At 55.9% G+C, this 20051-nt stretch carries 21 protein-coding genes; 7 read left to right on the top strand and 14 right to left on the bottom strand.

The window, feature by feature from the left end; all coding sequences use genetic code 11:
* Positions 1 to 3 precede the first annotated feature (3 nt).
* Positions 4 to 594, top strand: coding sequence for a DnaA initiator-associating protein DiaA (gene diaA / locus GM298_RS07920; RefSeq protein ID WP_003861754.1), 591 nt, complete (start codon positions 4 to 6; stop codon positions 592 to 594).
* A gap of 9 nt (positions 595 to 603) precedes the next feature.
* A complete protein-coding gene (gene dolP, locus GM298_RS07915) occupies positions 604 to 1179 on the top strand; it encodes a division/outer membrane stress-associated lipid-binding lipoprotein (protein ID WP_025756730.1) in 576 nt (191 codons plus the stop codon).
* 48 nt (positions 1180 to 1227) lie between these two features.
* Here the strand turns inward: dolP and GM298_RS07910 are convergent, their stop codons facing one another.
* Entirely contained in the window at positions 1228 to 2265 is a 1038-nt protein-coding gene (locus GM298_RS07910; RefSeq protein WP_266153893.1) for a permease, read from the bottom strand.
* Between the two features lie 40 nt (positions 2266 to 2305).
* On the bottom strand, positions 2306 to 2950 hold the full coding sequence (locus GM298_RS07905) for an NAD(P)H-binding protein (RefSeq protein ID WP_045284765.1): 645 nt from the start codon (positions 2948 to 2950) through the stop codon (positions 2306 to 2308).
* A 128-nt stretch (positions 2951 to 3078) separates the two neighbouring features.
* Between GM298_RS07905 and GM298_RS07900 the strand changes: the two genes are divergently transcribed.
* Complete coding sequence (locus tag GM298_RS07900) at positions 3079 to 3597, top strand: type 1 glutamine amidotransferase domain-containing protein (RefSeq protein WP_025756727.1); 519 nt, start codon at positions 3079 to 3081, stop codon at positions 3595 to 3597.
* On the opposite strand, the gene GM298_RS07895 is transcribed toward GM298_RS07900, so the two are convergent.
* On the bottom strand, positions 3577 to 4011 hold the full coding sequence (locus tag GM298_RS07895; RefSeq protein WP_025756726.1) for a YhbP family protein: 435 nt from the start codon (positions 4009 to 4011) through the stop codon (positions 3577 to 3579). The two genes, GM298_RS07900 and GM298_RS07895, sit on opposite strands and share 21 nt — an antisense overlap.
* A gap of 14 nt (positions 4012 to 4025) precedes the next feature.
* On the opposite strand from GM298_RS07895, the gene GM298_RS07890 reads away from it, so the two are divergent.
* Positions 4026 to 4355 (top strand): GIY-YIG nuclease family protein, encoded by a 330-nt coding sequence (locus GM298_RS07890; RefSeq protein WP_120262308.1) that lies wholly within the window; start codon positions 4026 to 4028, stop codon positions 4353 to 4355.
* Here the strand turns inward: GM298_RS07890 and GM298_RS07885 are convergent.
* Both GM298_RS07885 and ubiT read right to left on the bottom strand, forming a co-directional pair.
* Entirely contained in the window at positions 4342 to 4845 is a 504-nt protein-coding gene (locus tag GM298_RS07885) for a GNAT family N-acetyltransferase (protein WP_266153891.1), read from the bottom strand. The genes GM298_RS07890 and GM298_RS07885 overlap by 14 nt on opposite strands.
* Positions 4839 to 5363, bottom strand: coding sequence for a ubiquinone anaerobic biosynthesis accessory factor UbiT (gene ubiT, locus GM298_RS07880; RefSeq protein WP_025756723.1), 525 nt, complete (start codon positions 5361 to 5363; stop codon positions 4839 to 4841). Before ubiT ends, GM298_RS07885 begins: the two co-directional genes overlap by 7 nt.
* A 211-nt stretch (positions 5364 to 5574) precedes the next feature.
* Here ubiT and ubiU point away from each other — a divergent pair, with 211 nt between their 5' ends.
* The 3 genes from ubiU (at position 5575) to GM298_RS07865 (ending at position 8542) form a co-directional block, all read left to right on the top strand.
* On the top strand, positions 5575 to 6570 hold the full coding sequence (gene ubiU, locus GM298_RS07875) for a ubiquinone anaerobic biosynthesis protein UbiU (protein ID WP_025756722.1): 996 nt from the start codon (positions 5575 to 5577) through the stop codon (positions 6568 to 6570).
* Positions 6571 to 6577: 7 nt separating this feature from the next.
* A complete protein-coding gene (locus GM298_RS07870) occupies positions 6578 to 7456 on the top strand; it encodes a U32 family peptidase (protein WP_266153890.1) in 879 nt (292 codons plus the stop codon).
* 78 nt (positions 7457 to 7534) lie between these two features.
* A complete protein-coding gene (locus GM298_RS07865; protein WP_266153889.1) occupies positions 7535 to 8542 on the top strand; it encodes a luciferase-like monooxygenase in 1008 nt (335 codons plus the stop codon).
* 85 nt (positions 8543 to 8627) lie between these two features.
* Here the strand turns inward: GM298_RS07865 and mtr are convergent, their stop codons facing one another.
* From mtr to infB, 9 genes are all read right to left on the bottom strand, one after another.
* Positions 8628 to 9872: a tryptophan permease gene (gene mtr / locus GM298_RS07860; protein WP_128339766.1), complete on the bottom strand. Its 1245-nt coding sequence runs from the start codon at positions 9870 to 9872 to the stop codon at positions 8628 to 8630.
* 142 nt (positions 9873 to 10014) lie between these two features.
* Positions 10015 to 11910, bottom strand: a complete 1896-nt coding sequence (locus tag GM298_RS07855) for a DEAD/DEAH family ATP-dependent RNA helicase (protein WP_025756718.1) — start codon at positions 11908 to 11910, stop codon at positions 10015 to 10017.
* Positions 11903 to 11983 carry a protein YrbN gene (gene yrbN / locus GM298_RS23330; RefSeq protein ID WP_100122156.1) on the bottom strand — a complete coding sequence of 27 codons (81 nt, stop codon included), beginning with the start codon at positions 11981 to 11983 and terminating at the stop codon, positions 11903 to 11905. Before yrbN ends, GM298_RS07855 begins: the two co-directional genes overlap by 8 nt.
* Positions 11984 to 12090: 107 nt before the next feature.
* Positions 12091 to 12975 (bottom strand): lipoprotein NlpI, encoded by an 885-nt coding sequence (nlpI, locus tag GM298_RS07850; RefSeq protein WP_013098912.1) that lies wholly within the window; start codon positions 12973 to 12975, stop codon positions 12091 to 12093.
* Between the two features lie 108 nt (positions 12976 to 13083).
* Positions 13084 to 15222, bottom strand: a complete 2139-nt coding sequence (gene pnp / locus GM298_RS07845; RefSeq protein WP_025756716.1) for a polyribonucleotide nucleotidyltransferase — start codon at positions 15220 to 15222, stop codon at positions 13084 to 13086.
* Positions 15223 to 15464: 242 nt separating this feature from the next.
* Positions 15465 to 15734, bottom strand: a complete 270-nt coding sequence (gene rpsO / locus GM298_RS07840; protein ID WP_003861789.1) for a 30S ribosomal protein S15 — start codon at positions 15732 to 15734, stop codon at positions 15465 to 15467.
* 154 nt (positions 15735 to 15888) lie between these two features.
* Entirely contained in the window at positions 15889 to 16839 is a 951-nt protein-coding gene (gene truB, locus GM298_RS07835; protein ID WP_025756715.1) for a tRNA pseudouridine(55) synthase TruB, read from the bottom strand.
* On the bottom strand, positions 16839 to 17243 hold the full coding sequence (rbfA, locus tag GM298_RS07830; protein ID WP_003024988.1) for a 30S ribosome-binding factor RbfA: 405 nt from the start codon (positions 17241 to 17243) through the stop codon (positions 16839 to 16841). The genes truB and rbfA overlap by 1 nt, the downstream gene beginning before the upstream one ends.
* Positions 17244 to 17344: 101 nt before the next feature.
* Complete coding sequence (infB, locus tag GM298_RS07825) at positions 17345 to 20035, bottom strand: translation initiation factor IF-2 (protein WP_025756714.1); 2691 nt, start codon at positions 20033 to 20035, stop codon at positions 17345 to 17347.
* Positions 20036 to 20051: the final 16 nt, after the last annotated feature.

Genomic DNA, 20051 nt, shown 5'->3' with positions numbered 1-20051 from the left:
AACGTGCTCGAAAGAATTAAAGTGTGCTTCACAGAAAGCATCCAGACTCAGATTGCCGCGGCGGAAGCCCTTCCGGATGCTATCTCTCGTGCCGCGATGACGCTGGTGCAATCCCTGCTTAACGGCAACAAAATCCTCTGTTGTGGCAATGGGACTTCCGCCGCCAACGCACAGCATTTTGCTGCCAGCATGATCAATCGTTTTGAAACAGAACGCCCCAGTTTACCTGCCATTGCACTTAATACCGATAATGTGGTCTTAACAGCGATTGCTAACGATCGTCTGCATGACGAAATTTACGCAAAGCAGGTGCGCGCTCTGGGTCATGCCGGAGATGTGCTGCTGGCCATTTCCACGCGCGGCAATAGCCGGGATATTGTTAAAGCCGTTGAAGCCGCCGTCACCCGCGACATGACCATTGTGGCCTTAACCGGCTATGACGGGGGTGAGCTGGCGGGTCTGCTGGGGCCGCAGGATGTGGAAATCCGCATTCCGTCTCACCGGAGCGCACGCATTCAGGAGATGCATATGCTCACGGTGAACTGCTTATGTGATTTGATCGATAACACGCTTTTCCCTCACCAGGATGATTAAGGAGTTCTTATGAAGGCTTTATCGACCCTCGCAGTCCTTATGTCTGCATTACTGCTTCAGGGATGTATCGCTGCGGCCGTTGTGGGTACCGCCGCAGTCGGCACCAAAGCGGCAACCGATCCACGTACGGTGGGTACGCAGGTGGATGACGGTACGCTGGAGCTGCGCGTTAACAGTGCGCTGTCGAAAGATGAACAAATCAAGAAAGAAGCGCGTATCAACGTGACGGCTTATCAGGGCAAAGTGCTGCTGGCAGGCCAGGCGCCGAATATGGAGCTCGCCTCTCGCGCCAAACAAATTGCGATGGGTGTTGAAGGAACCACTGAAGTCTTTAACGAAGTGCGCCAGGGCAAACCCATTGGTCTGGGTGAGGCCTCATCCGATACCTGGATCACCACCAAAGTGCGTTCCCAGTTGTTGGGCTCGGATCAGGTCAAATCTTCCAACGTGAAAGTGACGACGGAAAACGGTGAAGTGTTCCTGCTGGGTCTGGTGACCGACCGTGAAGGGAAAGCGGCGGCCGATATCGCCAGCCGGGTGAGCGGCGTGAAACACGTCACCACCGCGTTTACTTACATTAAGTAATCCACACCCGACTCCACGCCCGGTAAGCGCTAGCGCAACCGGGCTTTTTTACATCAGCGCCAGACTCCCCACTATCACCCCACTCAACGCCACCAGTCCCGCGGTGAGCCACAGCGCTTTCGCCGGGAATGACTTACGCAGCATGATGAGTGACGGCAGGCTGATGGCAGGCAGGGTAATGAGCAGCGCCAGTGCTGGCGCGGTACCCATGCCAGCCAGCATCATGGTCTGTACAATAGGAATTTCTGCGGCCGTCGGGATAACGAACAGGCAGCCTGCAACGGCCATCGCAATCACCCACATCAGCGTGTTGTCGATAGCGCCCTCCGCATGCGGGAACAGCCAGACGCGCGCCGCCCCGAGAACCAGTACCGCCAGGATATAGACCGGAATAGTGCTCCAGAAAAGCTGCCATAGCGCCTTGCCCCAGCGTGCGAAAAAACCACCCTGCGGCTCGCTGACGTTCAGCTCAACGGACGCAGGCTCGACGGCAGTATCCTTCACCCATTTTTGCACCAGCGTCGCCACCACCAGCACGGTCAGCAACCCGGCCACCAGACGGATGAACGCGAAATGCCAGCCCAGCACAAAGCCCATAAACACCAGCGTTGCCGGGTTGAGCAGCGGGTTGCCCATCCAGAACGCCAGCGCGCCGCCCATCGACACGCGCTGGCGACGCATCCCTGCGGCCACCGGTGCGGCACAGCAGGAGCACATCATGCCCGGCAGGGAGAAAACCGTCCCCAGCAGCGTGCCCTGAAAGCGCGGCTGGCCCAGGGTTTTGATCAACCAGTGACGCGGGATCAGCACCTGTATCAGCGAGCCCAGAATGACGCCTAAAACGGCCGCTTTCCAGACGGCAAGGAAATAGACCATGGCGTAATCCCACGCCGCCCGCAGCGGGCTGGCATCAGCCTGCGCGAGAATAGATTTTCCGATGCTGTGCGTTTCGGCGGCGGTGAAGGCTTTACCGTAGTACGGCTGCCATTTCACATACCAGAGGCCAACAAGGACCACGAGAAAGAAGAGTGCGGGCTTCCACCATTGAACAGGTGTTGCCGCCTGAGATGAAGACTGACCAGTCATAGCATTCCCCGGAGAGTATTAGGTAATTAGCCGGGGGAGTTTACGCCTCGCCCTGCGCGATTTCACGCAGTTTTGCCGAAGGGATAATGTTCACCCCTTCTTTCGAAGGAGATAACGCCTCTTTCAGCATCGCGCGCGCCACATCCCTCGCTTCAATTGATTTCCAGTTTCCGGGAAGAATGCGGAACAGCGGTGCGAAGATTGACTCATTAAAACGCCGTTCGTCCCGGTGTCCCAGCAGCATGGAGGGACGAACAATCGTCAGGTACTCCCATTTCTGGGCAATCAGCGCCTCTTCCATTTTGCCCTTCACCTTGTTGTAGAAAAAGGGCGATCCGGCGCTGGCCCCCAGCGAGCTGACCACCAGGAAATGTTTGGCCCCCAGCCTTTTGGCGGTGAGCGCCGTATCAATCACCAGCGTGTAGTCCGCATGCACAAACGCCTCCTTACTGCCCGCCTCGCGCCGGGTCGTGCCAAGACAACAAAAGGCGATCTCAATCGGATCCTGCACTTGCGCCAGCGCGTCAGTCAGCTGTGGGTCGTGGGGGTTAAAGACACCGGAGACGTCGGCGAGCGGTCGTCGCGTCGGGGCGGCGATGTAATTCACGCGACGATCCTGAATCAGCAGGCGCAGCAAATGTCCGCCCACCAGCCCGGTTGCGCCTGTTATCAGTACCTGGCTCATCTTCTCCCCTTTACAGAATTGTCCGTTTGCGAACTCGGCGTGGTCGACCACACTTAGAAGTCTGTTACAGGTAAGTATTTACCACAAGCGGAGAAAAATCAGTCTGAAGCCAAAACAACGGAGGAAGCATGGGCAAGAAAATCGCAGTCTTGATTACCGACGAGTTTGAAGATTCAGAATTTACCTCTCCTGCAGAGGCGTTCCGCAAGGCGGGACATGAAGTGATCACCATTGAGAAAGAAGCGGGCAAAACGGTGAAAGGCCATAAGGGCGAGGCCAGCGTGACCATCGACGAGACTATCGATAACGTTAGCCCTTCCGATTTTGACGCCCTGCTGTTACCCGGCGGCCACTCGCCGGACACCCTGCGCGGGGACGAGCGCTTCGTGACCTTTACCCGGGATTTTGTCTCTACCGGCAAACCGGTCTTTGCCATCTGTCACGGCCCGCAGCTGCTCATCAGCGCGGAGGTTGTCCGCGGGCGTAAGCTCACGGCGGTGAAACCGATCGTTATCGATCTGAAAAACGCGGGGGCCGAGTTTTACGATCAGGAGGTGGTCAACGACAAAGACCAGCTGATCACCAGCCGGACCCCGGACGATCTCCCGGCGTTTAACCGCGAAGCGCTACGCCTGCTCGGCGCGTAACCAGTGCAGCTTCTTGCCAAAGCCCAGGGTGTTGTCGGTAAATTTCAGCTCATCAAGGCGGATTTCCCACACCGGGGCTTTTAGCGCAGCGGCAACCGGAAAGCGGCGCGTGTAGTGCTTACGACGCGCGTCGCTCTCTTCTCCATCCAGACGACGGATTTCCCCTTTAAACTGCACCCCACGTATCAGCGCGACCGTTTTAGGCTGGCCATTCACCGTGCCCGCGACTTTTGCCTGCTGGCCGGTCATCTGCGCATGACGCGTTTTGTCTTCGCTCATGACGTAAAACGCGACGCGCTCAGGATCGTAGTAGTAAAACGCGTTTGCGCACCACATTTCTCCCTCGTGGTAAACGCACCAGGTGACGACATGCTGCTTCGCCAGCCAGCGGTTAATGGCGGCCAGTGTTTCCATTTTCGCTCTCTCTCATGCTATGGTGCGTTCACCTTAACATACTGAATCTGTTTACCGTGTGCTGGTTTCTCTATCTTGTCCGAACCGCTGATAATGCCCTCTACACCGGGATCACCACCGATGTGGCACGGCGTTTTTTACAACATCAAACGGGGAAAGGCGCAAAGGCGCTGCGGGGGAAAGGGGAATTGCAGCTGGCATTTTCAGCCGCCGTGGGCGATCGTTCTCTGGCGCTGAGGCTGGAATACCGCATTAAACAGCTGACGAAGCGCCAGAAAGAGCGCCTCGTGACCGGAGACGGCTCTTTTGAGGCGCTACGCGAGAGCCTGCTTAAAAGCGATTAAAATGGTCGTGGTACTCTACCAGGCCATGCACGCCGTTGAGCGCGTCGTCCGCCAGACGATGAACCTGGAAGGCGGATTCGGTGCCCGGCCAGCGGCAGTGAAGATCGTAATGCGCGGCCTGTTCAAAGCCTAAACGGCCATAAAACGCGGGATCGCCCAGCGTGACAACGGCCGCGTAACCGAACTCATTCAGTGAATCCAGCCCTTCATAGACCAGCTGGCGCGCCAGCCCCTGCCCGCGATAGCTTTCATCCACCGCCAGCGGTGCCATTCCTACCCACTGGAGCTCTTCGCCCTGAACGCTGACCGGACTGAAGGCCACATAGCCCACCACCTGACCTTCGTCATCGGTGGCAACCAGCCCCAGCGTAATCAGGCCGTCTTCGCGGAGATCGTGGACCAGTTGGGCTTCGGCATCGCTCTCAAAAGAACGTCGCAGCAACGCATCAATCCCCGGCGCATCAATCCCAATTTCGACTCGAATCAGCATGGCTCACCTACTGAAGTGTGTTTACTGTCCGGCGGGGTTGTCAGCCCGGCCTCAACGAAATCTGCCATTTGCATTAACATCACGCGCAGCGCTTTCGGCATCTGCTCCAGCTCAATGGCATCCATTAAATTTTTCACGTACAGGCCCAGCTCCGTATCGCCTTCAATCACCAGACGGCGCTGGAAGAAGAGCGTATCCGGATCCTGCTTACGCGCGGCAATCATCAGCAGATCGCTGGCGTTGGCGCTGAAGCTCACGTCCGCGTCAGCGGATTCGCGTACGATCAGCTGGTCATTCTCAACCGAGGTAAACCAGCGCAGCCCGATGTCACGCACGTCGATGCTTAACCAGCGTCCTTCCAGGAACTCCAGCTCGCCATCCTGCAACGCCTGACGGAACTGCCAGCTCAGGACCTGCTCCAGCACCTGACGTTTAAGCGCGAACGGCGCCAGTTTTACCGGCACGCTCAGCATTGATGGACCAAATTGTACGAGACGTGAACGCAGTTTATCCAGCACGAGCTTTACTCCCTGATAGCTATAGTCCCGCTATTTTGCCATATCCGGCACATAACATAGCGGCGTAAATCAACAAACCGTCGTCCGGTGACGCTCATTATTGGTGCCATCAATACGCCATTAGCTGCCTTAAATCAAAAATTGTCGCGTATGGGTTAATTAAAATCCCAGCTCGTTAACATTTTTGCGATCGACTACATCAGGATAAATTATGGAGCTGCTCTGCCCTGCCGGAAACCTTCCGGCGCTTAAGGCGGCCATCGAAAATGGGGCCGATGCGGTCTATATCGGGCTGAAAGATGATACTAACGCCCGCCATTTTGCTGGCCTCAACTTTACGGAGAAAAAGCTTCAGGAAGCCGTTAACTTCGTTCACCAGCACCGCCGCAAACTGCACATTGCCATTAATACCTTTGCCCATCCTGACGGCTACGCCCGCTGGCAGCGCGCGGTGGATATGGCCGCACAGCTGGGTGCCGATGCGCTGATTCTGGCCGACCTCGCCATGCTTGAGTATGCGGCAGAACGCTATCCCCATATTGAGCGCCACGTCTCTGTTCAGGCATCTGCCACCAACGAAGAGGCCGTACGTTTTTATCACCGAAACTTTGACGTAGCCCGCGTGGTACTGCCGCGCGTACTCTCTATTCATCAGGTTAAGCAACTCGCGCGCGTCACGCCAGTGCCGCTGGAAGTTTTTGCCTTTGGCAGCCTGTGCATCATGGCTGAAGGCCGTTGTTATCTCTCCTCCTATTTAACCGGTGAATCACCCAATACCGTCGGGGCCTGCTCCCCTGCCCGCTTTGTTCGCTGGCAGCAAACGCCGCAGGGGCTGGAGTCTCGTCTGAATGAGGTGCTGATCGACCGCTATCAGGACGGCGAAAACGCCGGTTATCCAACCCTCTGTAAAGGGCGCTATCTGGTCGACGGCCAGCGTTACCACGCGCTGGAAGAGCCCACCAGCCTCAATACGCTTGAGCTGCTGCCGGAACTGCTGGCGGCCAATATTGCCTCGGTGAAAATCGAAGGTCGCCAGCGCAGCCCGGCCTACGTGAGCCAGGTTGCGAAAGTCTGGCGTCAGGCCATCGACCGCTGCATGGCGGACCCGCAGCACTACGCCCCGCAGCCGGCATGGATGGAGACGCTGGGGTCGATGTCTGAAGGCACGCAAACCACGCTGGGCGCGTATCACCGTAAATGGCAGTGAGAAAATCATGAAATATTCATTAGGGCCGGTGCTTTACTACTGGCCAAAAGAGACGCTGGAAGACTTTTATCAACAGGCCGCCAGCAGCAGCGCCGATGTGATTTACCTCGGCGAAGCGGTGTGCAGCAAGCGCCGGGCCACCAAAGTGGGCGACTGGCTGGAGATGGCGAAGATCCTCGCCGGAAGCGGTAAACAGGTGGTGCTTTCGACGCTCGCCCTGGTACAGGCCGCTTCTGAACTGGGCGAGCTAAAGCGCTACGTGGAGAACGGCGAGTTCCTGCTGGAAGCAAGCGATCTCGGCGTAGTGAACATGTGCGCCGAACGCAGGCTGCCGTTTGTCGCGGGCCATGCCCTGAACTGCTACAACGCCGTGACCCTGCGCCTGTTGCTGAAACAGGGAATGACGCGCTGGTGCATGCCGGTTGAGCTCTCCCGCGACTGGCTGGCAAACCTGCTCACGCAGTGCGAAGAGCTGGGTATTCGCAACAAGTTTGAAGTGGAAGTGCTGAGCTACGGGCATCTGCCGCTGGCCTATTCCGCCCGCTGCTTTACCGCGCGTTCGGAAGACCGTCCGAAAGACGAGTGCGAAACCTGCTGCATTAAGTACCCGAACGGGCGCAGCATGCTGTCGCAGGAGAATCAGCAGGTGTTTGTCCTGAACGGCATTCAGACCATGAGCGGCTATGTCTATAACCTGGGCAACGAGCTGGCGTCGATGGATGGGCTGGTAGATATGGTGCGCCTGTCGCCGCTCGATAACGGCGTGTTCGCGATGCTGGATGCCTTCCGCGCCAACGAAAACGGTGCCGCGCCGCTGGCGCTGCAGGCTAATAGCGACTGCAACGGCTACTGGCGACGTCTCGCCGGGCTGGAGCTGCAGGCGTAAAAAAGGCTCACTTTGTTAACAACGGTTATCATTTTTTAATGCACTATTAATGATTGACCGTCGACAAAGTGAGCTGTTATGACTGACAAAACCCTTCCGTTTTCGGTGCTGGATCTGGCGCCGATCCCTCAAGGCTCCTCGGCGCGAGAAGCCTTTTCGCACTCGCTCGATCTCGCTCGTCTGGCCGAAAAACGTGGCTATCACCGTTACTGGCTGGCCGAGCACCACAACATGGTCGGCATCGCCAGTGCGGCAACCTCGGTTCTGATTGGCTATCTGGCGGCAAATACGACCACTCTGCACCTGGGGTCCGGCGGCGTGATGCTGCCTAACCACGCCCCGCTGGTGATTGCCGAGCAGTTTGGCACGCTGAATACGCTCTATCCGGGCCGTATAGATTTAGGGCTTGGCCGTGCGCCGGGGAGTGACCAGCCCACCATGCGCGCCCTGCGCCGCCATATGAGCGGCGATATCGACAACTTCCCGCGCGACGTGGCGGAACTGGTGGACTGGTTCGATGCGCGAGACCCGAACCCGCACGTGCGCCCGGTACCCGGTTATGGTGAGAAGATCCCGGTCTGGCTGTTAGGCTCAAGTCTGTATAGCGCGCAGCTTGCCGCACAGCTGGGGCTGCCGTTTGCGTTTGCCTCGCACTTCGCGCCGGATATGCTGCATCAGGCGCTGCATCTCTACCGCACCCATTTCAAACCGTCTGAGCGTCTGGCGAAACCGTACGCGATGGTGTGTATCAACATCATTGCCGCCGACAGCAATCGCGACGCAGAATTCCTGTTTACCTCTATGCAGCAGGCGTTTGTGAAGCTGCGTCGTGGTGAGACAGGCCAGCTTCCGCCGCCAGTGGAGAATATGCATCAGCTCTGGTCAGCCTCCGAGCAGTATGGTGTTCAACAGGCGCTCGGCATGTCACTGGTGGGTGATAAAGCGAAGGTGCGTCACGGGCTGGAAGCGGTGCTGCGTGAGACGCAGGCCGATGAGATTATGGTTAACGGCCAGATCTTCGATCACCAGGCGCGTTTGCACTCCTTTGAGCTGGCGATGCAGGTGAAAGAGGAGTTGGTGGGGTAGCCCTTTTGCCCGGTGGCGCTTCGCTTACCGGGCCTACGGGATCGCGTAGGCCGGATAAGGTGTAGCCGCCATCCGGCACAAAAACTTACTGATACACAGGCAACAGGTTAAAACTCGACAGCACGTGAACCAGCGCGTTACCCACACCAAATACCAGAATCAGTACAATCATCGGTTTGCCGCCCCAGACGCGGAATTTAGGGCTGCCGAAGCGTTGACGTGATTTTCGGGCCAGCAGCGCCGGCACAATTGCCGCCCAGATGGTCGCTGCCAGACCGGCATAGCCGATGGCGTACAGGAAGCCGTTCGGCCACAGCAGGCCACCCGCAATCGGTGGCAGGAAGGTCAGCAGTGCAGTTTTGAAGCGTCCCATCGCGGAGTCATCGAAGCCAAACAGATCTGCCAGGTAGTCAAACAGGCCCAGCGTCACGCCGAGGAACGAGCTTGCCACCGCAAAGTTGGAGAACACCACCAGCAGCAGATCCAGACTGCGGCTGTTCAGAACGCCACTCAGCGCCTGCACCAGCACATCAATGTTACCGCCCTTCTGTGCAATGCCAATAAATTCCGGACGCGGGATGTTGCCCATGGTTCCCAGCAGCCAGATGACATACAGCCCCAGCGCCAGCAGCGTACCGTAGACCAGACATTTCACGATAGTGCGCGGATCTTTGCCGTAGTACTTCATCAGGCTCGGCACATTACCGTGGTAGCCAAACGAAGCCAGACAGAACGGCAGCGTCATCAGCAAATACGGCGTATACGAGGTGTTCACTTCGGCGACATTAAACAGCGTTGCCGGCGTTACGTGCCCCAGCAGGCTGCCGAACGTCAGGAAGAAGGTGATCACCTTTGCGCCCAGTACAATGGCCGTCATCCGGCTCACCGCTTTGGTACTCATCCAGACGATAAACGCCACACCCAGTGCAAAGCACAATCCTGCCAGACGCGCCGGAACGTTCAGCGACATCTCCGAGAAGGTGTGATGCAGAATCGAGCCGCTCGCCGAAATGTAGGCGTAGGTCAGGATGTACAGGACAAATGCGATGGAGAGTCCATTGACCAGGTTCCAGCCTTTGCCTAACAGATCTTTGGTGATGGTGTCGAAGCTCGCGCCAATGTGGTAGTTCAGGTTGGCTTCGAGGATCATTAACCCGGAATGAAGCATACAGAACCAGGTAAAGACCAGTGCGGCCAGCGACCAGAAGAACCACGCACCGGACATGACCACGGGCAGGGAAAACATCCCGGCACCTATAATGGTTCCGCCGATGATCACCACGCCGCCAAGCAGCGAAGGTGACGTTTGGGTGGTGGTTAGTGTCGCCATACAGCCTTTTCTCCAGTCAATCATGCGGTTCTGCATTTTAATGTGACGCACTGTACCAGTACAAGAGTACAAAGGGAATAAAAAAAGCCCCGATAGCATCTATCGGGGCTGTATATTTTACTTTACGTCAGAAGTGCAAGGCTTACGCGTCACCGAAACGACGACGGCTGGTGCCTTCTTCACGACGTGGGCCACGGTTTTCGCGACGCTCGCCGGAGAAACGACGACCTTCACCACCGCGACCTTCGCTGCGACCGCCTTCACGACGCTCGCCACCGAAACCGCGACCACCGCCACGACGTTCGCCGCCACGGTCAGGACGTGGCTGTGCATCGCCCAGCAGCTGCATGTTCATCGGCTTGTTCAGGATGCGAGTACGCGTAAAGTGCTGCAGTACTTCACCCGGCATGCCTTTTGGCAGCTCAATAGTAGAGTGGGATGCGAACAGCTTGATGTTACCGATGTAACGGCTGCTGATGTCGCCTTCGTTGGCGATCGCGCCAACGATATGACGCACTTCAACGCCATCATCACGGCCCACTTCAATGCGGTACAGCTCCATATCACCCGCATCGCGACGTTCACGACGTGGACGGTCTTCACCACCACGCTCTGGACGGTCGCCACGTGGGCCACGATCGTTACGGTCGCCACGACGTTCGAAGCGATCGTCACGGTCACGGAATTCACGCTTAGGACGCATCGGCGCATCTGGCGGCACGATCAGGCTACGTTCGCCCTGCGCCATTTTCAGCAGTGCTGCAGCCAGGGTTTCCATGTCCAGCTCTTCGCCTTCAGCAACAGGCTGGATCTGGGACAGCAGCGCACGGTACTGATCCAGATCGCTGCTTTCCAGCTGCTGCTGGACTTTCGCGGCGAATTTTTCCAGACGGCGTTTGCCCAGCAGCTCTGCGTTTGGCAGATCGGCTTCTGGAATGGTCAGCTTCATAGTGCGTTCGATATTACGCAGCAGACGACGCTCGCGGTTCTCAACGAACAGCAGCGCACGGCCCGCACGACCCGCACGACCAGTACGACCGATACGGTGAACGTAAGACTCGGAATCCATCGGGATGTCGTAGTTAACCACCAGGCTGATACGCTCAACGTCCAGGCCACGTGCTGCCACGTCAGTTGCAATCAGGATATCCAGACGACCGTCTTTCAGACGCTCCAGCGTCTGCTCACGCAGGGCCTGGTTCATGTCGCCGTTCAGCGCTGCGCTGTTGTAGCCGCTACGTTCCAGGGCTTCAGCCACTTCCAGGGTCGCGTTTTTGGTACGAACGAAGATGATCGCCGCATCAAAATCTTCCGCTTCCAGAAAACGAACCAGCGCTTCGTTTTTACGCATGCCGTACACAGACCAGTAGCTCTGGCTGATGTCCGGGCGAGTCGTCACGCTGGACTGAATACGCACTTCCTGCGGCTCTTTCATGAAGCGGCGGGTAATGCGACGGATAGCTTCAGGCATGGTGGCAGAGAACAGCGCGGTCTGATGACCGTCCGGGATCTGCGCCATGATGGTTTCAACGTCTTCGATGAAGCCCATACGCAGCATTTCATCTGCTTCGTCCAGTACCAGACCGCTCAGTTTAGAGAGATCCAGCGTACCGCGCTTCAGGTGATCCAGCAGACGGCCCGGCGTACCGACAACAATCTGTGGGCCCTGGCGCAGGGCGCGTAACTGCACGTCATAACGCTGGCCGCCGTACAGGGCTACCACGTTTACGCCGCGCATATGTTTAGAGAATTCCGTCATGGCTTCAGCAACCTGAACAGCCAGTTCACGGGTTGGTGCCAGGACGAGGATCTGCGGTGCACGCAGGTCCGGATCAATGTTGTTCAGCAGCGGCAGCGAGAACGCTGCAGTTTTACCGCTACCAGTCTGGGCCATGCCCAGCACGTCACGACCAGAAAGCAGGTGTGGGATACACTCAGCCTGGATCGGAGATGGTTTTTCGTAACCCAGATCGTTAAGGGCTTCAAGGATAGGAGCCTTCAGGCCCAGATCTGCAAAAGTGGTTTCGAATTCAGCCATGTAGTACGAGTGCCTCAATGTCAATGGCGGCCAGTCTACTTAGCTCATCGTGAAAATGATTAGCAATTTTCATTGAAAAGTGTGAACCGGCTCAAAGTAGGTGTATTGACGAACAACAACGCCCTCACCAGTTAAGGTGATGGCAATCAAAAGATTACGGGCTGATGTTTATGTCGTCAGCTATTGCTGGTCCGATTCTGCCAGGTCGTCTTGCTCCTGGCCCAAGAGCGATAATTCCAACAATGCATAACGGTGCTCAACGAAGTTGTGTACGTTGTTAGCAACCGCTAATTTGAACAGTGCCGTAGCGCTGTCCTTATCCCCCAGACTTAGGTAGTACTTACCTAAATAGAAGTTGGTTTCACTGAGATGCTCAGCGAGCGAGGTGTTATCCGTTGCGTCCGCCTTGAGGCGTTCCATCAGCGTTGCTTCGCTAATGTTGCCCAGGTAGAACTCGACAATGTTCCATCCCCACTGTTCCTTGTCCGATTTATCGAAGCGCTGTTTCAGTGCCTCTTTTGCCTGCTTCTCATCGAGCTTCTGCTCAACGATGTAAAGCCACAGGCTACGGAAAGGATCATTAGGATCGTCTTGATAAAACGCCAGCAGATCATCTTGCGCTAACTTATCACGACCGCCGTAATACAATGCGATACCGCGATTCAAGTGCGCGTAGTTGTAAGTTGGATCAAGCTCAAGTACAGAATCAAACGCTTCATAGGCAGCATCAAAATTGCCTGCCTGCGTTAAATAAATGCCTAAGTAATTGAATACTTCAGGCATATCAGGTCGGATAGCCAGCGCTTGTGAAAAATCATTCCGCGCTAATGCCCTCAGACCAAGACTATCATACAACACTCCGCGCTCATATAAAAGCTGTGCGCGTTCGTCATCGGTTAAAGCCCGACTGGCAAGTATTTGTTCCATGCGTGCCAGAATCACTTCCTGCTGCAAAGTCGGTTGCAATGGCACTGCGAGGACTTCGCTCTTACGCCAGGCAGAGTTGCTGCATCCTGCCAGCGTTAAAGCTGTCGCAACGAAACACCAGCGCAAAAAAGGCTTCATTTCCCACTCCCGAAGACAACTATTGGATGAACGTCCTGTCCCCCGGCGGCTTAACAAGGCGTCCTGCCTGATACCAGGCCCTCCGCAAAGCGGAGGGCAAATCGCAACTTACTCGCCTTGCTGTTCTGCAGCCTGTGCTTCAGGCGCAGCAGCTGGCTGAGACTGCTCAGTTGCTTCTTTAATGCTCAGACGGATACGGCCCTGGCGATCAACTTCCAGAACTTTAACCGGTACTTCCTGACCCATCTGCAGGTAATCGGTCACTTTCTCAACGCGCTTGTCAGCGATCTGAGAGATGTGAACCAGACCTTCTTTACCGCCACCGATGGCCACAAATGCGCCAAAGTCAACGATACGGGTCACTTTACCACTGTAGATACGGCCCACTTCGATTTCTGCGGTGATCTCTTCGATACGACGGATCGCGAATTTCGCTTTCTCGCCGTCGGTTGCTGCGATTTTCACAGTACCGTCATCTTCGATTTCGATCGTGGTGCCCGTCTCTTCGGTCAGCGCACGGATAACGGAACCGCCCTTACCGATAACATCTTTGATCTTGTCTGGATTGATCTTGATGGTGTGAATGCGCGGAGCGAATTCAGAGATATCACCACGCGGCGCGTTAATCGCCTGTTCCATCACACTCAGGATGTGCAGACGTGCACCTTTAGCCTGGTTCAGCGCAACCTGCATGATCTCTTTGGTGATACCTTCAATTTTGATATCCATCTGCAGCGCAGAGATACCGTCGCGGGAACCCGCCACTTTGAAGTCCATATCGCCCAGGTGGTCTTCGTCGCCCAGAATGTCAGACAGAACAACATAGTTGTCGCCTTCTTTCACCAGACCCATTGCGATACCCGCAACGGCGGCTTTGATTGGCACGCCTGCATCCATCAGCGCCAGAGAGGCACCACATACGGAAGCCATAGAAGAAGAACCGTTGGATTCGGTGATTTCAGAAACCACACGGACGGTGTACGGGAATTTGTCCGCATCTGGCATCACAGCCAGCACGCCGCGCTTCGCCAGACGACCGTGACCAATTTCACGACGCTTCGGCGAGCCAACCATACCGGTTTCACCAACGGAGTACGGAGGGAAGTTATAGTGGAACAGGAAGCTGTCAGTGCGCTCGCCCATCAGTTCGTCGATGATCTGTGCGTCACGTGCAGTACCCAGCGTCGCAGTTACCAGCGCCTGCGTTTCACCACGGGTGAACAGCGCAGAACCGTGAGTACGTGGCAGCACGCCAGTACGCACATCCAGACCACGGATCATGTCTTTTTCACGGCCATCGATGCGTGGCTCACCTGCCAGCACGCGGCTACGCACCACGTTTTTCTCGATGGCATGCAGAATTTCGCTCAGCTCGTTAGCATCCAGCGTTTCGTCTTCAGCAACCAGCGTGGCGATGGTTTCGTCTTTGATCACATCAACCTGAGCATAACGCTCCTGTTTGTCAGTGATACGGTAAGCATCGCTCAGGCGAGATTCTGCCAGTGCAGCAACGCGTGCGTTCAGCGCGTCGTTTGCTGCTTCAGGCTGCCAGTCCCAACGTGGCTTACCGGCTTCTTTCACCAGTTCGTTGATGTTCTGGATAACAACCTGCTGCTGGTCGTGGCCGAAGACCACAGCGCCCAGCATCTGGTCTTCGCTCAGCAGTTCAGCTTCGGATTCAACCATCAGCACAGCGGCTTCAGTACCGGCAACCACCAGGTCCAGCTTGCTCTCTTTCAGCTCTTCCTGAGTCGGGTTCAGTACGTACTGGTCGTTGATGTAACCGACGCGCGCCGCACCGATTGGGCCATTGAATGGAATACCAGACAGTGACAGGGCAGCGGACGCACCGATCATCGCAACGATGTCCGGGTTAACCTGTGGGTTAACGGACACAACGGTCGCGATAACCTGAACTTCGTTAACGAAGCCTTCCGGGAACAGCGGACGAACCGGGCGGTCAATCAGACGCGCGATCAGGGTTTCGCCTTCGCTTGGACGGCCTTCACGACGGAAGAAGCCACCCGGGATTTTACCGGCAGCGTAAGTACGCTCCTGGTAGTTAACGGTCAGAGGGAAGAAGTCCTGACCTGGTTTAGCTTTTTTCTGACCCACAACGGTAACGAATACCGCGGTGTCATCCATGCTTACCATAACGGCAGCAGTAGCCTGACGAGCCATCATACCGGTTTCCAGCGTGACGGTATGTTGACCATACTGGAATTTACGAACGATCGGATTCAGCAAAATTCTGTCCTTTCTTAAATGTTTGACAGCACACCACCGGTGTGCTGTCGATTTGACCCGACCTTCTTCGCATCCTCGCGACTAATGACAACCAACACCCCCATGGGTGAAGCCTCTCATTAGCCGCGCGAACCTCTGCAATGAAGATCATTTATAGCAACAATACAATAGTTTCCAGTGAATTGCTGCCGTCTGGTTGAAAAAAGGGGCCATCAGGCCCCCTTTTCTGAAACTCGCAAGACTTAGCGACGCAGACCCAGACGCTCGATCAGCGCGGTGTAGCGTGCAACATCTTTACGTTTCAGGTAGTCGAGCAGTTTACGACGCTGAGAAACCATACGCAGCAGACCACGACGGCTGTGGTGATCTTTTTTGTGCTCTGCAAAGTGACCCTGCAGGTGGTTAATCTGTGCAGTCAGCAGTGCAACCTGAACTTCGGTAGAACCGCTGTCGTTAGTACCACGACCAAACTCAGAAACGATTTTAGCTTTAGCTTCAACGCTTAGAGACATTTTCAAACTCCAAAGTATAAAGAATGTAAGGGTGCCGATCTCTAATTCAGCGACCCCATGTACGCCTCGCGGATTGTTAAACAATTCACCAGGCGTTAAGCGGCGATATTCTACTCGTCTCCCCTGCTTATCGCAAGGTGAGCCGTTATCGCCGTCACGCGTCGACCGGATATTCGACGACCAGACGACGCGGCGCAACGCGCCCTTCGCCATCCATTTCGCCCATTCCGATGAACTTACCGTCGTCACCTTCAGTCACGCGAACCAGCCCTTCCTGCGGCGCTTGCGCCGTACGAACCGGGTTGCCGTTCTTAAAGTAAACGGACGATGTTAAAGGAAGATTAACCACCGGGAAATCCGCTGCCGGGCTGTCCATCGGCATCAGCAGGGGATCGAGCAAATCGGCCGGCGCTATCCCCTGCGCGTGTGCCTGTTCAACCAGCGCGTGAAGCTGTTCCAGGGTCACCATCCGCTCAACCGGGTATTTACTGACCGCCAGGCGACGCAGGTAGATCACATGCGCGCCACAGCCCAGCTTCTCGCCCAGATCATCGATGATGGTACGAATATAGGTGCCTTTCGAACAGTGTACTTCCAGTTCCAGCTCATCACCTTCGTGGCGAATAAAGAGCAGCTCATACACGGTGATCGGACGGGCTTCACGCGGGACGTCGATGCCCTGGCGTGCATATTCGTAGAGTTTTTTTCCCTGATATTTCAGCGCCGAATACATCGATGGCACCTGCATCGTGTCCCCGCGGAAGCTCTCCAGGGCAGCATCAAGCTGTTCCGCGCTGAACGTCACCGGGCGCTCTTCGACCACCTGGCCGTCGGCATCGGAGGTATCCGTGCGCTGGCCCAGTTTAGCGATAACGCGGTAACGTTTATCGGAGTCGAGAAGGTACTGGGAAAACTTTGTCGCCTCTCCCAGGCAGACCGGCAGCATGCCGGTTGCCAGCGGATCGAGCGCGCCAGTGTGGCCCGCACGGTTGGCGTTGTAAATGCGCTTCACTTTTTGCAGCACGTCGTTGCTGGAAGCGCCCTGGGGTTTATCCAGCAGCAGCACACCATGCACGTCGCGACCACGACGACGAGGACGACTCATCAGTCCTCCTTGCTGTCGTCCGCCGGATTAACACGACGCTCGTCGTCATGTTTCACCACGCTGGTCACCAGGTTGGACATACGCATCCCTTCAACCAGCGAGTTGTCGTAGAAGAAGGTCAGTTCTGGAACGATACGCAGACGCATTGCTTTGCCGAGCAGAGAGCGGATGAAACCTGACGCTTCCTGCAGCGCTTTAATGCCGTTTTTCACTGCCGCTTCGTCCTGATCGTTCAGGAAAGTGACGAACACCTTGGCATAGGCCAGGTCGCGGGACATTTCTACACCCGACACGGTGGTCATCATGCCGACGCGGGGGTCTTTAATTTCACGTTGCAGAATGAGGGCGATCTCTTTCTGCATTTCCTGCGCGACGCGCTGTGGGCGACCAAACTCTTTCGCCATAATAAATTCTCCAGACAAAAAAGGGGCATTCAGCCCCTTTTGAAATAGTTGCCGGGTGGCGCTTCGCTTACCCGGCCTACAATCAGCAATCTTAACGAAGATTAAGCGATGGTACGCTGGATTTCGATGATCTCGAACACTTCGATCATATCGCCTACGCGAACGTCGTTGTAGTTCTTCACGCCGATACCACATTCCATGCCGTTACGGACTTCGTTAACGTCATCTTTGAAGCGGCGCAGGGATTCCAGCTCGCCTTCATAGATAACCACGTTATCGCGCAGAACGCGGATTGGGTTGTGACGTTTGATGGTACCTTCGGTAACCATACAGCCCGCGATTGCACCGAATTTCGGTGATTTGAAGACGTCACGTACTTCAGCCAGACCGATGATCTGCTGTTTCAGCTCAGGCGACAGCATACCGCTCATCGCTGCTTTCACTTCGTCGATCAGGTTATAGATGACGGAGTAGTAACGCAGATCCAGGCTTTCTGCTTCGATCACGCGGCGAGCAGAAGCATCAGCACGCACGTTGAAGCCAACCAGGATGGCGTTGGACGCAGCAGCCAGGGTAGCGTCGGTTTCGGTGATACCACCGACACCAGAACCGATGATCTTCACTTTCACTTCGTCAGTCGACAGTTTCAGTAAGGAGTCGGAGATCGCTTCCACAGAGCCCTGAACGTCAGCTTTCAGTACGACGTTCACTTCGTGAACTTCGCCTTCAGCCATGTTCGCGAACATGTTCTCGAGTTTAGATTTCTGCTGACGAGCCAGTTTAACTTCACGGAATTTGCCCTGACGATACAGTGCAACTTCACGCGCTTTCTTCTCGTCACGCACTACGGTCACTTCGTCACCGGCAGCCGGCACACCGGACAAGCCAAGGATTTCTACTGGAATGGACGGACCGGCTTCCAGCACTTCCTGACCCAATTCGTTACGCATCGCACGCACGCGACCGTATTCGAAACCACACAGAACGATATCGCCTTTATGCAGGGTACCTTCACGAACCAGAACGGTAGCAACCGGGCCACGGCCTTTGTCCAGGAAGGATTCGATAACCGCACCGCTTGCCATACCGTTACGGATGGCTTTCAGCTCCAGAACTTCAGCCTGCAGCAGGATCGCATCCAGCAGATCGTCGATACCGGTACCCGCTTTCGCAGACACGTGTACGAACTGGCTTTCGCCGCCCCACTCTTCCGGCAGGATGCCGTACTGGGACAGTTCGTTTTTAACACGATCCGGATCCGCTTCTGGTTTATCGATCTTGTTCACTGCAACCACAACCGGCACACCCGCCGCTTTCGCGTGCTGGATAGCTTCGATGGTCTGTGGCATCACGCCGTCGTCTGCAGCAACAACCAGAACAACGATATCCGTCGCCTGCGCACCACGAGCACGCATTGAGGTAAACGCGGCGTGGCCTGGGGTATCCAGGAAGGTGATCATGCCGTTGTCAGTTTCTACGTGGTATGCACCGATGTGCTGGGTAATACCACCCGCTTCACCGGAGGCCACTTTCGTAGAACGAATGTAGTCGAGCAGAGAGGTTTTACCGTGGTCAACGTGACCCATGATGGTCACTACCGGTGCGCGCGGTTCTGCCGCAGCACCCGTATCACGGTCGCTCATTACCGCTTCTTCCAGTTCGTTTTCACGACGCAGGATAACTTTGTGGCCCATCTCTTCAGCAACCAGCTGTGCGGTTTCCTGGTCGATCACCTGGTTGATGGTCGCCATGGCGCCCAGTTTCATCATCGCTTTGATGACCTGAGAGCCTTTTACCGCCATTTTGTTTGCCAGTTCGCCAACGGTGATGGTTTCGCCGATCACAACGTCACGGTTAACCGCCTGAGCTGGCTTCTGGAAGCCCTGCTGCAGAGAAGAACCTTTACGCTGTTTACCACCTTTACCGCCACGCACGGCTGCACGCGCTTCTTCACGGTCAGCTTTAGACTCAGCGTGTTTGTTGCCTTTTTTCGCCGGACGCGCCGCTTTCGCATTGCGACCACGGCCACGACCACCTTCTACTTCACGGTCGTTGTCATCTTCAGCCTGACGCGCATGCTGAGAAGTGGTCACGTGATAGTCGCTGGTATCTTCAGACTGCTCAGCGGTATCAACACCGTTCTTCTCGTTTTCTTCTGCCATACGGCGCGCTTCTTCAGCCACACGACGTGCTTCTTCTTCCAGCTTGCGGCGGGCTTCTTCTTCCGCTTTACGCTTCAGCTCGGCAGCTTCATTTTCACGGCGGGCTTTTTCAGCCTGGGCGGTTTTGGTCATTTCGTCTGTCTGTTGATTGCTCACTTTGTCTTTTTCCGCAGCGTCACGCTTCACTTTATCACTTGCGTCGCGTTTCGCTTTTTCTGCGGCCTCACGTTCAGCTTTTAATTCTGCCTCACGTTTGGCGGTTGCTTCCGCTTCACGCTGAGCTTGTTCTTCCGCTTCACGCTGTGCCTGCTCTTCCGCGGCAAGACGTTCTGCCTCTTGCGGATCACGTTTTACAAAGGTGCGCGTCTTGCGGACTTCAATTTGTACCGATTTACTTTTGCCACCGGTACCAGGGATATTCAACGTGCTACGCGTTTTGCGCTGCAGCGTCAGCTTGTCAGGCGTAGAGCCGTGTTCACGGTTCAGGTGCGTTAACAAGGTTTGTTTTTCTTGCGCGGTCACCGAGTCATCAGCGGACTTCGGGATCCCTGCATCAGCAAATTGCTGTACCAGGCGGTCCACGGAGGTCTGAATCTCGGCAGCCAGCGATTTTACAGTTACATCAGTCATGCTGTTCCTTCCTGCT

Source organism: Enterobacter sp. HSTU-ASh6 (assembly GCF_026319105.1).
In the GTDB taxonomy this organism is placed as follows: Bacteria; Pseudomonadota; Gammaproteobacteria; order Enterobacterales; family Enterobacteriaceae; genus Enterobacter; species Enterobacter sichuanensis.
The sequence above is the reverse complement of the archived record's forward strand: the minus strand, read 5'-3'. Positions and strand labels throughout refer to the sequence as shown.